Source organism: Bacillus cereus group sp. TH152-1LC, from assembly GCF_027710505.1.
Classification (GTDB): domain Bacteria; phylum Bacillota; class Bacilli; order Bacillales; family Bacillaceae_G; genus Bacillus_A; species Bacillus_A mobilis.
In genome coordinates this window covers 39600-53280 of the sequence record NZ_JAQFNK010000015.1, presented here as the reverse complement: position 1 = coordinate 53280, position 13681 = coordinate 39600, and the positions used below count along the sequence as shown (strand labels likewise).

Below are 13681 nucleotides of genomic sequence, written 5' to 3'. Positions count from 1 at the left end.
TGAAACTGTTAAGTAATATAGTTCAGAATTTTTATACGTAATATTTTAATACAAGTATATTAGCACATATAAAATAAATAATCATTATAAGTTTCTTATTTATGTAGTGTAGAGTCCGAATATGAAATATTGCATATGAAAATACATTGAAGTTCATATTGCTGATTACTATAATCTATTTAGTAGAAAGGGAATATGTTATATAAACAAAATCATTATAGATTAATATAGTGATTAAATATTATTAATAGGAGGAGTGATGTAATGAATATATTTAAAAGAATATCTGTTTCAGCTGTAATTATTTCAACATTTTTAGGAATAGGGGACACTGTCAATATTGTAAATGCTGATTCTGTAGAACAGCAGAGTAAATTAGGGGTAGAACAAGAAACAGATAAGCAAATCATTGTAAAATTCAGAGCGGATTTGAAATTGCCATATGAAGATGGTATTGAAAAACAAATACAATCTCAAACGAACGATAAAGTACTAGAAGATTTTTTTGCAGAATATCCAGATGTAACATTTAATCGTTTATTTACATCTGTAAGCCCGGAACAAATACAAAACCTTGAAGTGAAAGCACCTAATAATGTATCTACAAGTTTATTAAACTACTATATTCTTCAAACTCAAAATGGTGAGCAGGAAGAAGAACTGGTAGATAAGTTAAAGACATCTTCTTTAATAGAAGATGTGTATGTGAAGAAACAAGAAAAAATAACGCCACCGGAAGTACAACCATTAAGTGTATCTTTTAATCCTAATAACAATCCTAGATATAAAAAACAAGGTTACCTTGATGCGGCACCATACGGTATTAATGCGCCTTTTGCCTGGGGAGTCCAAGGTGGTAATGGAAGTGATATAACTTTTGTTGATATGGAATATGGATGGCTATTAAATCATGAGGATTTAGTACATCAAAATATTGAATTAATGTCTGGAAGAAATATAGATCAGCATGTTGGACATGGAACGTCTGTACTAGGGATTGTATCCTCTGAGGATAATGAGGTTGGGAATATTGGGATTGCGCCAAAAGCGAAAGCGAAAGTGATTTCTCAAATAAGAGATAACGGACAGTATAATACAGCTGATGCAATATTAAGTGCTGTAAATCAGTTAGAAGCTGGGAATGTTTTATTATTAGAGGCACAAGCTTCCTTTGATGGATATGGTGATAAATATTTACCTGTTGAAATACAACCAGATATCTTTGATGCGATTCGTGCTGGTACAGATAAAGGTGTTGTCATTATAGAAGCTGGAGCAAATGGGTGGAATGATTTAGATCAATTTAAAGATAGAAATGGTAAACAAGTCTTAAATCGTAATAGTAAAGATTTTAAAGATTCAGGTGCAATTATGGTAGGCGCGGGTTCTTCATCTTTCCCTCATGAGCGTATGTGGTTTTCAAATTATGGAAGTCGGATTGATGTGTACGGGTGGGGAGAAAATGTAGATACAACTACAGCCGAGCAAAGTCGAAGTGCTGTAAATCTTTATACTTCAAGCTTTAGTGGAACATCTAGTGCTTCACCCATTATCGCAGGAGCAGCGACTTTAGTACAAAGTATTGCTAAAGAAAATTTAGGACAACCATATAGACCAAGTGAATTAAGAACGATATTAAGTAACCGTAACACTGGAACGAGATCTAAAGATCCATCTTCAGATAAAATTGGTGTTTTACCAGATTTGAAGTCTATACTAGTAGATTTAGGGTATGAACGAAGAGAACCGAACGGTGGGAATGAGTTACAAGTAACAGAAAATGAACCAAATAATGAACGTAGACAGGCAAATAAAGTCTCCTTTCATACACCAATGAAAGGAAAACTAGATAATCGTGATAAGGTAGATGTATTTACTTTCCAAATTGACTCACCCGAAAATATTAAAATTTCTCTACTAAATGAACAAAACATTGGAATGACATGGGTACTTCATCATGAATCAGATTTAAACAACTATGTAGCATATGGTGAAAATGAAGGGAATGTAGTTAAAGGAACTTATAATGCAAAGCCAGGTAAATATTATTTATATGTCTATAAGTATGAGAATAAAGATGGTTCATATGTATTGAACATAAAATAAACAAAAGGGACTTCAGATGAAGTTCCTTTAAATTTTTCTAATTCAGTATATGTGAATGATTTTTTAACTTTACTTCTATGCAATATTTCATATTGATAAAATGTTATTTATTTTTTATGAACTAGCTTATATTATATTCAATAAGTTTAATATAAAACGGAAAAAGGAGGAATAATAGTGAGCAATAAGAAGTTTACTTTGAAATTATTCATATGTAGTATGATATTTATCACATTTGTATTCGCTTTACATGATAAGCGGGTCGTTGCAGCTAGCTCTGTTAATGAGTTTGAAAATTGGTCAAAATGGATGCAACCTATACCTGATAACATCTCATTAGCACGAATTTCAATTCCAGGAACACATGATAGTGGTACGTTCAAATTACAAAATCCAATTAAGCAAGTATGGGGAATGACGCAAGAATATGATTTTCGTTACCAAATGGATCATGGAGCTCGTATTTTTGATATAAGAGGACGTTTAACAGATGATAATACGATAGTTCTTCATCATGGTCCATTATATCTTTATGTAACATTGCATGAATTCATAAGCGAAGCGAAACAATTTTTAAAAGATAACCCAAGTGAAACGATTATTATGTCTTTAAAAAAAGAGTATGAGGATATGAAAGGGGCAGAAGGTTCCTTTAGTAATACGTTTGAAAAAAATTATTTTGTTGATCCTATCTTTTTAAAAACAGAAGGAAATATAAAACTTGGAGATGCTCGTGGGAAAATTGTACTATTAAAAAGATATAGTGGTAGTAATGAATCTGGAGGATATAATAATTTTTATTGGCCAGATAATGAGACATTTACGACAACTGTAAATCAAAATGTAAATGTAACAGTACAAGATAAATATAAAGTGAGTTATGATGAGAAAGTAAAATCTATTAAAGATACGATTAATGAAACGATGAATAATAGTGAGGATTTAAATCACCTATATGTTAATTTTACAAGCTTGTCTTCAGGTGGTACAGCATGGAATAGTCCATATTACTATGCCTCTTATATAAATCCTGAAATTGCAAACTATATAAAACAAAAGAGTCCTACAAGAGTAGGTTGGATAATTCAAGACTACATAAATGAAAAGTGGTCACCATTGCTGTATCAAGAAGTTATAAGAACAAATAAGTCATTAATAAAAGAATAAAGATGATGAGAGTAAGAAGCGATAAAATACGTCGATTCTTATTGAAAATACAGTGTATCTTGTAAACGAACAATTATCGAGTTATTTCAATTGATGTTTCATTATGAAAAGACTAAACTTTTAAATCGGATTAGTTTTAAATGAAAATCAATATAAATAATCCTGTAAAAAAGCAACTGACCATAAGTGATCAGTTGCTTTTTATTTTTAAAGTGGATGAGCAAAAAAACACAAAAGTGGTTGGTCCGTTTTTTGCAAACATCCATTATGATAAGAGAAGAAAGGTAGTATGTTATTAACGTTTTAAAGAGAAAGTTCTTTATTAAAATAGATTGTCTGTAGAGAGGTGAAAATACAATGAGTTTTGCAATTTCACTAGTCGTTATTATTGTAATTGGATCGCTGTTCGGCACCGTGCTAGTAGCACGAAATGTGGAGGAGAATTACGGCAAGTCTACAAAGAGAAATGTGAAGAACTTATCAACTATTTATATTCTCCTTCTTTTCGTCCTACTTGTAGGGGTAACATGGTATGCGGTAGTGATTTAATAATTTTGAAAGAAAAGGTTTGTATATGATGGAGGAGTATGATTTTGATGAAAAATGAACGTCACGTTTTAATTGTTTTTCCGCATCCAGATGATGAGTCGTATTGCGTGGCAGGTACAATTTTAGCTTATGCGCAGCGAAATGTTCCGCTTACTTATGTTTGCTTAACGTTAGGTGAAATGGGGAGAGCGATGGGAAATCCTCCTTTTGCAACACGTGAATCATTATATGCGATAAGAGAGAAGGAACTAAAGAAGGCTACAAATATTTTAGGGATTAAAGATTTACGTATGATGGGATACCGTGATAAAACCCTTGAATTTGAAACTCCTGGAGAGTTAAGACGTGTCATACAAAACTGTGTGGAAGAATTGAATCCGTCATTGGTCATTTCTTTTTATCCGGGATATGCAGTTCATCCAGATCATGATGCAACAGGAGAAGCGGTAGCCGAGGCGTTAGCTAATATTCCGGAAAATAAAAGACCAACATTTTATGCGGTAGCTTTTTCAAATAGTCATGAAGCGGAAATAGGCCCTCCGCATTTTAAAAATGAAGTGAAAGAATATGTTCCCAAAAAGTTCGAGGTATTGCAAGCGCATGCATCACAATTTGCGACGAAAGTAACGGAACTAAAAAAAGAGTATGAAGAAGGTGCACCGGAAACAGTAGAGTGGTTAGAAAAGGAACCATTTTGGATATATTCATTCAAAGATAAGAATAAGTGATGTTATAGCTGAAGGTGATGTATATGTATTTTGAATATAAGAATCGAAAAATTTCTTACAATATAGAAGGATCAGGTCCTGTTATATTGTTATTACACGGTCTTGGTGGAAACGCAAATAATTGGCTATATCAAAGGCAATATTTCAAAGAGAATTGGAAAGTGATTTCTCTTGATTTACCAGGACATGGGAAATCTGAAGGGCTGGAAATCCCTTTTAAAGAATATGCAAATGTTTTGTATGAGTTATGTAATTACTTAAAGCTACAAAAAGTAGTCATTTGTGGTCTTTCAAAAGGAGCTAGGGTCGGTATCGATTTCGCTATTCAATATCCAGACTTTGTTTCTAGCTTAATTGTTGTAAATGCATTTCCCTATTTGGAACCGGAAGATCGAAAAGAACGAATTGAAGTATATGATTTACTTAGCTTGCATGATAACGGAAAAACATGGGCGGATACATTATTGAAGGCGATGGGAGTCACGGATAATGAAGTAATTGTCAGGGGATTTTATCAATCTTTACATGCTATTAATTCGGTGCATATTCAAAGATTATTTGCTGAATTAGTGGACTATGATCAAAGGCCGTTTCTTTCACATATTTCATGTCCTACTTTAATTATAAGAGGGGAAAATGATGATTTTGTCCCTGAGAAATATGTAAGAGAGTTTGAACGACATTTGAAAAATACAATTTTCATTGAGTTGAAAAATAGTGGACACTTACCTTATTTAGAACAGCCGACTAGCTTTAATATGACGGTAAAAATATTTTTAAATCATGCGCTTAATTAATACTGTTATTACAGTTAATACTGTTATTAGCGAATCAAGGATAGTTCGTTTTGAAAGGGGGCAACAGGATGGAATGGAAACCAAATCGTACAGATAAGACGCCTGTATATAAACAAATAGCTGATTATATTGAAAGGGGCATCTCTTCAGGTGAGTTTCCTTCTGACAGCAAGTTACCTTCTGAGCGTATGTTAGCAAAAGAATTGCAGGTGAACCGGAGTACAATAGTAGCTGCGTATGAAGAATTAAAATCACTTGGAGTAGTAGAACGGCAAAAAGGAAGCGGAACACGGGTGAATACAGACATATGGGGTGTTTCACATAAACGAATACCGAACTGGGGTAGGTACGTTGAGGATGGATCGTTCTTACCTAATGTGCCACTCGTTCAACAAATTCGAACGGAAACACAAAAAGATGACTTAATTAATTTAGCAAGTGGTGAATTGTCACCAGAGTTAATTCCAAGTGATAGATTCCGAACGATTTTGTCGGAGAAAACATTTATGGAAAACCTAGGTTATGACCATCCACTTGGAAATGAAATGTTGAGAAAAACAATTGCAGCACATGTTCAGCAATATAAACAAATTGAAGCAGATTCGAATTCTATCCTTATTACATCTGGCGCACAACAGGCACTGAATCTTATCGTGCAATGCTTATTAAAACCTGGCGATGCGATTGCAATTGAAGATCCGTCGTATTGTTTTTCATTGCCGATGTTTAAATCCGCAGGCTTAAAAATATTCCATCTACCTGTTGATCAGCATGGAATGAATCCAGATGACCTAATTGATTTGCATAAAAAACATCGTATTCGCATGGTATTTTTGAATCCAGATTATCAAAATCCAACGGGAACAGTGCTTTCATTAGCAAGACGTAAAAAGATTTTAGAACTGTCTTCTGAATTTGGTATACCGATTGTAGAAGATGATCCGTATAGCTTAACGTCATTTAATGGAGAAGTGAATCCAACATTAAAATCAATGGATCAAAACGGGAATGTTCTTTATATAAGTTCATTATCAAAAATTGTTGCATCAGGATTACGTATTGGTTGGGTAATTGGCCCTACACGTGTAATTGAACGTTTAGCGGATGCGAAGCAGCAAGTTGATTTTGGCCATAGCGTATTTACGCAGTGGGTGGCAAATCAATTTTTAGAATCAGAAGATTTTCATGCACATATTACAATGCTTCGTGAACAATTGAAAGAAAGAAGAGATGTGTTAATTAGAAAGCTTGAAGAAATATTGGGGGACCAGGTTGAATTTTTTGTTCCAGAGGGTGGAATACATTTATGGTGCAAAGTGCAAGGAACGTTTGATGAATATCATTTATTAGGCGAATCTATACGAAATGGTGTAGCGTTTGTCCCGGGTAGTGTTTTAGGTACTAAAAGTGAATATATTCGTTTTACTTTTGGGAGAGTAAATGCCGAACAAATTCAGCTGGGAATGACAAGGTTTGCTAAAACGTTAAATGAGATTTCATAATAGAGATGCGTAATATTGAAATGAGGGAAAGAAATGAAGTACGTGACGCTTTTACTTCAAGTAGGCGTGCTATATGTATTTAGTTTAGTTGGTACGTGGATTCAGGGAGAATTCCATCTATCAATGCCAGGAAGTTTAATTGGGATGTTAATGCTATTTCTACTCCTTTCTACTCGTATTTTACCATTAAAGTGGTTTGAGGAAGGGGCGGAAAAATTAATTGTCTTTTTACCGTTATTTCTAATTCCTTCGACAACAGGGCTGATGGAATATGGGTCTTTTCTTTTCAGTAAAGGGAGCGTTATATTTCTTTTAGTAGTTGTAAGCACGGTAGTAACTTTGATTATTTCAGGGTATATAAGTCAATTATTAGTAACATCAAAAAAATAAAATCGACAAGGTGCAAAATGCAAATGGTCTTAATTATTATTACTGTAGTAATGTATGTATTCGCGACAAAGTTATATAAAAAAATTCCGTTTCCATTTACGTTACCGGTGCTAACAGTTACAGCAAGTATGATTTGCTTATTTTTGATTTTTGGTATTTCTCATCAAGAGTATAGAGAAAATGGGGGGAATATTCTTTCCGGTTTATTGAGTCCTGCAATTGTAGCGTTAGCGATACCATTATTTAAAGAGCGAAACATACTTATGAAAAACTTTTTGTCGATACTTATCGGCGTAGCAGTAGGTATAGTGGCTTTAACGAGTATGAATGTAGTGATTGGCGGGATGTTAAATATAGATAAGGAACTCATATTAACGACACTGCCACAATTAGCGACGATGCCTATCGCCATATCATTAGCGGATCAAATTGGCGGCATTCCATCTATGACTTCTAGTTTTGTAGTTGTTGCAGGAATAACAGGTGCTATTATCGGACCAACAGTACTGAAGTTTTGCCGAATAACAAGTACGATTGGAAAAGGAGTGGGGATGGGCTGCGCATCACATATTATCGGTGTGAGCCGTCTCGTGAAGGAAGGCGAGAAAGAGGCGACGATCGGTTCAGTGACGATGATTGTAACCGGAATACTCATTAGTATATTTATACCGTATGGAACGAAATTTTTATTTTAAAAGGTAATGGAGATGATGAAAATGACAACATGGTTTATAGTTACATTATTTATTTTTGGCGCTCTTAAAGTACTAGTTTCTAGTATGCCAACTTCTGTTGTAGAATCAATTATTAGTAGATTTGAATTGCATCAAAAACTTGAGGAAGAGAATACCTCTATATCGATAGATGGAAAAAATATAAAGGGAGAAATGAAACTACAAGTTATTCATGAATTTAATGAAGCTTTATTTTTAGATAAACATTATTTCCCACCGCACGGGGAAGGAACACCGATCGTTATTAACACGAAGAAAGGGAATAAAGAGATTAGGTTTTCTCTATATAGCCATGAGGAACATGTTGATGTAATCAAGCAATATAAGAAGAAAATCGTTGCCTACCGCTTACGTTCAAAAAGTCTTCAAAATCCCGCATCATTAGCAATAACTGAAGATTATGCTTAAGAAGAGATCTATAATGGTCTCTTTATTTTTGTATGAAATGATATACTTTCCAAAGAAAAGAAAAGAAAATCATATAGCCAAATAAAGAATATGTATGATTCCAATCCACACTATGAATAAAGAAACCGAATCTTTCAGCAACCTGCTCAAAAATACTAGCACAAATACCTATTGAAACAATAAATAGTATTCTAGAAACTACAGTTAATGTTTTGGAAATTTGTATGAAAATCATTGTTAAAATCGGTAGTACAAACAAAGTAAAGCCAATGTTAACTGAAAATATGGATGAGAATGGTCTAACTGGAAAGGAATAAATTTGTTTCGCAACAAAGAAAGCATCTAAGCAAGTTCCGATAATACAAGAGAGTAAGATTGTAACTGCTAATGCTAAAAAATCATTCTTCTTCTCGAAGGAGGACGTTTTTCTTTGCAAGAATGGCAAGTTCAATTTTTTCGAGTGTTTTACAGTAGTCTTCTGTAATTTGCCCATTTATATTTTCCTCCTTATCTACTAAATAATTTACAACTTGCCAGTCCGTAAACCAATCTTCACTGTCAACTTCTTCATGCTTCATATCTCGCCATGCATAGATGAGTGCAGGACTGTATATACGATGAGCGCCACTACGCAACTGGCATTTCTTTATTCGACGCTTATAAAATTCACGGGAAAAAGATTCATTTACACTTGAAAATAAATGAGGCCAGTAATCTTTCCTTGATCCTGTATGCGGATGGTGCTGGGCCCAGCTTATTATTTGAGATAAAACATGTGTGTCTCGAAATAATAATGAATACAACCTTTTTCCAATTAAGATTCGTTCGTGTAAGGAAGTGAAATGTTTCATTGTATCACCAAATAGTAATACTTTGTGTTTCTTATCATTTTCGTAGAATGGGAAAAGGATATGATTAAACTGAAAGAAATCAAAGAGTTTAAATCCAATACTATTAAGTACAGTCTTTTGAAATTGTATATTTTGTATCACTCTTTTTTCTAAGTAGTTTTGTTCATTAATAATAGTTGCAATGGCTAATGTTTTTTTGTTACCCGTTTTCCAAAAATCGTTCCACATCGTTTCCATAAATGTAGAAACATTTAGGTGAGGGAGAAGGTGAAATAGTTTTTGTGCTCTTTTTAAACTTTGTTCATAAAGCAGAAATTGAGGATATACATCTTGGAAAATAAGCCAATTCCCTCTTTCTAAAAAAGAAAAAAATGTGATTTGCTCTTTCTCTGATAAAATTTTCGTATATAAATCGCCCTTCAAATCAGTCATATTCCAACCGCCGTTACGTGATACCATATGCCCAAGTAGTGCCCAATGTATTTCTGGATATTGAATGTAAAATTGGTAGTATGCGCGTGTCCTTGTAACATTATTTTTATTTAGCTGTTCTGTTTGTATTTTTATGTTGTTGAGGATGAATTGCTCTTCTTGCGTTAATTTATACATCGTGCCAGAATGAATAAGTTTGCTTTTTTGTTTTAATTCATTCTTCACATCAAATAGGGAGAGAGGCAATGCTTTGGAAAGTCCGTTATATGTATGATTTGAATTGCTTCGGTACATTCCATTACCTCCCTTTTTCATAAAATTAAACATGATTATTGGCTATGAATCATTCTATTTATTTTATTACGAGTATAAGAAATAAATGAGCGGTGTTTTTTACAAGAATTTAGTTATCATACAAAAAGCATAAAAAATCTTACTGTTGTGAGGTGAAATGAAAAACAGAAACTATGTTTAATAGTTTCTGTTTTTTTATTTTGTCAATTAAATGTAACAAACGACGATTATGATTTAAATCAATTGAAAATAATTCAATGAATTTTATAAATACAATTTTAATTGAAATGTGTAGTAGGAGGAAAAGAAATGCTAAATAAAATAATTTTAATTACTGGTGGTACAGGTTCGTGGGGACATGAACTTATAAAACAACTATTAGAAAAATCACCGAAAGAAATTAGGATTTTTTCAAGAAATGAAACGGTTCAGTTTGAAATGCAGCAACAGTTTATAAATGATGATAGATTAAAATTTATTATTGGAGATATTCGTGATAAAGATCAACTAGCCTATGCTTGCCAAGGTGTACATTATGTATTCCATCTTGCAGCTTTAAAACATGTTCCAGTATGTGAGTATTATCCTTATGAAGCTATAAAAACCAATATACATGGTACACAAAATGTAATTGAAGCATCTATACAGATGCAAGTTGAGAAAGTTATATATGTTTCAACGGATAAAGCGGCCGATCCATCAAATACGTATGGGATGACAAAAGCAATTGGTGAGAAATTAATGGTTCATGCGAATATGCAAACGAAGAAAACAAAATTCATTTGTGTTCGTGGTGGAAATGTTTTAGGGACGAGCGGAAGTGTGGTACCACTTTTTAAAAAACAAATTAAAAAATCTTCACAAATAGGGATTACCGATGCAAATATGACTAGATTTTTCTTAACGATTGAAGATGCTGTCGGATTGTTATTTAAAGCCGTATATCAAGGTAGAGGTGGAGAAATCTTTGTTATGAAAATGCCGGCATGCAAAATAACAGATTTAGCAGAAGTGTTAATTGAAGATTCAAAAAAGGAAAACGTGAAGGTAAAAGAGGTAGGGATAAGACCGGGTGAAAAATTAAGTGAAATGCTTTTATCTGAGGTAGAGAGTAAAACAAGTATAAGCTTTGATCAAAATTATTTTGTGGTACTACCGACTATTCCTATAGAAGGGCTGCAGGAATATTATGCTAGTTATCGGTTAGTGGATGTAAAGAGTTTTAGTTCTCAACAAGACTTACTTACAAAACATGAGGTGAAACAAATGCTAGAAAAAGGAGGGTTTTTACGATGAAAAAAAATGCGAGCCTCTTAATAACTGGTGCAAATGGCTTCACAGGACGCCATGCTTGCCAATATTTTTTAGAGCAGGGATTTCATGTAATTCCCATGTTTCAAAATCGTGCACATAGAGAAATAATTGGGAATGGTATTACTTGTAATTTAACTAATAAGAGCGAAGTAATGAAGGTAATGAAACGAATAAAGCCAGATTATGTATTGCATTTAGCAGGAAAGAATTCGGTCATAGAGTCTTGGACAGCCGCTCTTGAATATGTAGAGATTAATGTAATAGGGACATTATATTTATTAGAAGCAATTAATCAAGAAGCACCTCACTGTAGAACGTTGGTTATAGGATCTGCTTTGCAAGCAGATAGTATGAACGAAATAAAAATTTCAAATCCATATAGTTTAAGTAAAACGATGCAAGTCATTATTGCAGAGGCGTGGAGTGAATTAATGAATTCAAATATTATCATTGCAAAGCCCTCGAATTTAATTGGTCCAGGAGTATCGAATGGTATTTGTTCTATTCTTGCAGAAAAAATGATAATGATAGAGTCGAATAAAAGTGAAGCAATTATTGAAGTGAACAGTTTGAAAGATAGTAGGGATTTTTTAGATGTACGTGATGCGGTTAAAGCGTATCATGTGTTATTACGCGATGGAACAAATGGAAAACAATATAATATTGGATCAGGGGTAAAACGGTCTTTATTAGATGTAATAGAACAATACAAAGAATTAACAAAGCTGAATTTTTCCATAAAAGAAACAGAGCATAGTGGGAGCGAATCAAATGAGAGTTTAGTAATAGAGGATATAAAAAGGTTAGGTTGGGTCCCAGAAATTCAATTTCATCAATCATTAAAAGATGTACTCGAGTATGCGAAGTGTAGTGAAATCTGCATTCAATGAAAAATAAAAAGGGTGTAAGAAATATATGAATGGCTATAAAACAATAGATAATCAAAATACGCTACTTCTTTTAATTGTTGATACGCTGGACTGGAAAGATGAGGAAGCGCATGTTTTGTGTATCTATGAGGCAATCAATAAATGTCGAGCTTATGTGGAAGGTAAAAAGGGTGATAGGAAAAGCCCAGTAATAGGTACAGGAACTAGGGCGGTAATTCAAGTCTTTGCTCAGTATGAATGTAGTGAGTGTGGAAATGATTTTTATGATCTCGTTAAAGATTTTTTGCAAGACATAGGATTTGAGTTAAAGGTTTATATAAATAATAGTAAGTTTACTTACATTTAATAGATAAGTATAAAACAAGATTTTTAATGATAAAGGTGGATATAAATTATGAATAAAAAGATTCTCTTTACTGGGGGCGGTACAGCCGGACACGTAATGATTAATATGGTATTGATTCCTAAATTTATGGAAAAAGGATGGGGAGTTGAGTATATTGGATCTCAAAATGGAATTGAAAAACTATTAGTTCAAAATGTGAAATACAATAGTATTTCAACGGGAAAGCTTAGGAGATATTGGGATTGGGAGAACTTTAAAGATCCTTTTAAAATAATAAAAGGTTGTATACAAAGTTATAAATTGATGAAACGAATAAAACCAGATGTTATTTTTTCGGCAGGAGGGTTTGTGTCCGTCCCTGTAGTAATAGGAGCGTGGATGAATAAAGTACCCGTAATAATACGTGAACCAGATAGTACGTTAGGATTAGCAAATAAAATAGCATTACCTTTTACTACAAAACTATGCACAACATTTCCTCAGACAGGAGAAAATGTAAGTAATGAGAAGAAGGTTTATGTAGGACCAATTGTAAGGGAAGAAATTGAGAGGGGCAACGTATTGCGGGGAAGAAGCTATTGTAAATTTCAGCAAGATAAACCAGTATTGTTAATTATGGGTGGGAGTCAAGGTGCTCAATGGATAAATGATATGGTAAGGGAAAGTTTGGAAACATTACTATTAAATTTTAATATTGTTCATATGTGCGGTAAAGGGAAGGTGGATTCATCTATTGGTATGGAAGGTTATATACAATTTGAATATATAGGGGAAGAATTGCCACATATACTAAACATGGCGAGTGTTGTAGTTTCCAGAGCGGGTTCTACTGCTATTTCTGAATTGTTATTTTTGAAGAAACCGATGTTGCTTGTTCCGTTAACTAACAGTTCCAGTAGGGGAGATCAAGTTTTAAATGCTGAATATTTTTCTCGACAAGGATATGCGGAAGTTATACTTCAAGACAGGGTAAGTACGAATATATTTATACATGCAGTAAATAAGTTGTATACAAATAAGGAGAGATATATTCAAAACATGAATGGATATAAGAAAACCAATAATGAGGGGATTCATCAATTAATAGATATAATAAATGAAGTGGTGGAGTAATAGATATTTAAATAAAAAAAGGAAAGAAGCTATCTTCTTTCCTTTTTACTATAGTTGTTC

The 13681-nt window shown here is 33.3% G+C and carries 15 protein-coding genes and 1 pseudogene; 14 read left to right on the top strand and 2 right to left on the bottom strand.

Annotated features, from left to right (window positions below):
• Positions 1-264 precede the first annotated feature (264 nt).
• The 10 genes and pseudogenes from PDL00_RS24960 (at position 265) to PDL00_RS24915 (ending at position 8381) form a co-directional block, all read left to right on the top strand.
• Entirely contained in the window at positions 265-2106 is a 1842-nt protein-coding gene (locus PDL00_RS24960) for a S8 family peptidase (RefSeq protein ID WP_270731828.1), read from the top strand.
• Between the two features lie 177 nt (positions 2107-2283).
• A complete protein-coding gene (gene plcA / locus PDL00_RS24955; protein ID WP_163094876.1) occupies positions 2284-3273 on the top strand; it encodes a phosphatidylinositol diacylglycerol-lyase in 990 nt (329 codons plus the stop codon).
• A gap of 31 nt (positions 3274-3304) precedes the next feature.
• A pseudogene (locus tag PDL00_RS24950) lies at positions 3305-3417 on the top strand (GntR family transcriptional regulator); the annotation flags it as partial.
• Between the two features lie 213 nt (positions 3418-3630).
• Positions 3631-3822, top strand: a complete 192-nt coding sequence (locus tag PDL00_RS24945; RefSeq protein WP_061678165.1) for a hypothetical protein — start codon at positions 3631-3633, stop codon at positions 3820-3822.
• Between the two features lie 47 nt (positions 3823-3869).
• The gene (bshB2, locus tag PDL00_RS24940) at positions 3870-4550 is read left to right on the top strand and encodes a bacillithiol biosynthesis deacetylase BshB2 (RefSeq protein ID WP_270731917.1); all 681 of its coding nucleotides are present in this window, start codon (positions 3870-3872) and stop codon (positions 4548-4550) included.
• Positions 4551-4573: 23 nt separating this feature from the next.
• Positions 4574-5347, top strand: coding sequence for an alpha/beta fold hydrolase (locus PDL00_RS24935; protein WP_270731824.1), 774 nt, complete (start codon positions 4574-4576; stop codon positions 5345-5347).
• Between the two features lie 68 nt (positions 5348-5415).
• Entirely contained in the window at positions 5416-6849 is a 1434-nt protein-coding gene (pdxR, locus tag PDL00_RS24930; RefSeq protein ID WP_242250721.1) for a MocR-like pyridoxine biosynthesis transcription factor PdxR, read from the top strand.
• 33 nt (positions 6850-6882) lie between these two features.
• The gene (locus PDL00_RS24925; protein WP_163094872.1) at positions 6883-7239 is read left to right on the top strand and encodes a CidA/LrgA family holin-like protein; all 357 of its coding nucleotides are present in this window, start codon (positions 6883-6885) and stop codon (positions 7237-7239) included.
• A gap of 23 nt (positions 7240-7262) precedes the next feature.
• On the top strand, positions 7263-7934 hold the full coding sequence (locus PDL00_RS24920) for an LrgB family protein (protein ID WP_270731817.1): 672 nt from the start codon (positions 7263-7265) through the stop codon (positions 7932-7934).
• 21 nt (positions 7935-7955) lie between these two features.
• A complete protein-coding gene (locus PDL00_RS24915) occupies positions 7956-8381 on the top strand; it encodes a YfmQ family protein (protein ID WP_242250722.1) in 426 nt (141 codons plus the stop codon).
• 22 nt (positions 8382-8403) lie between these two features.
• On the opposite strand, the gene PDL00_RS24910 is transcribed toward PDL00_RS24915, so the two are convergent.
• Together PDL00_RS24910 and PDL00_RS24905 are read right to left on the bottom strand one after the other, a co-directional pair.
• A complete protein-coding gene (locus PDL00_RS24910) occupies positions 8404-8874 on the bottom strand; it encodes a CBO0543 family protein (RefSeq protein ID WP_242250723.1) in 471 nt (156 codons plus the stop codon).
• Positions 8780-9958, bottom strand: a complete 1179-nt coding sequence (locus PDL00_RS24905) for a DUF2515 domain-containing protein (protein WP_270731812.1) — start codon at positions 9956-9958, stop codon at positions 8780-8782. The genes PDL00_RS24910 and PDL00_RS24905 overlap by 95 nt, the downstream gene beginning before the upstream one ends.
• Positions 9959-10267: 309 nt before the next feature.
• Here PDL00_RS24905 and PDL00_RS24900 point away from each other — a divergent pair, with 309 nt between their 5' ends.
• From PDL00_RS24900 to PDL00_RS24885, 4 genes are read left to right on the top strand one after another with little or no spacing between them, the layout of a single operon-like run.
• The gene (locus tag PDL00_RS24900) at positions 10268-11254 is read left to right on the top strand and encodes a UDP-N-acetylglucosamine 4,6-dehydratase family protein (protein WP_270731809.1); all 987 of its coding nucleotides are present in this window, start codon (positions 10268-10270) and stop codon (positions 11252-11254) included.
• Complete coding sequence (locus PDL00_RS24895; RefSeq protein WP_242250726.1) at positions 11251-12162, top strand: NAD-dependent epimerase/dehydratase family protein; 912 nt, start codon at positions 11251-11253, stop codon at positions 12160-12162. The genes PDL00_RS24900 and PDL00_RS24895 overlap by 4 nt, the downstream gene beginning before the upstream one ends.
• 25 nt (positions 12163-12187) lie before the next feature.
• Positions 12188-12508, top strand: a complete 321-nt coding sequence (locus tag PDL00_RS24890) for a DUF6572 domain-containing protein (RefSeq protein WP_242250727.1) — start codon at positions 12188-12190, stop codon at positions 12506-12508.
• 48 nt (positions 12509-12556) lie between these two features.
• The gene (locus tag PDL00_RS24885) at positions 12557-13621 is read left to right on the top strand and encodes an undecaprenyldiphospho-muramoylpentapeptide beta-N-acetylglucosaminyltransferase (RefSeq protein ID WP_270731805.1); all 1065 of its coding nucleotides are present in this window, start codon (positions 12557-12559) and stop codon (positions 13619-13621) included.
• The last annotated feature ends 60 nt before the right edge of the window (positions 13622-13681 follow it).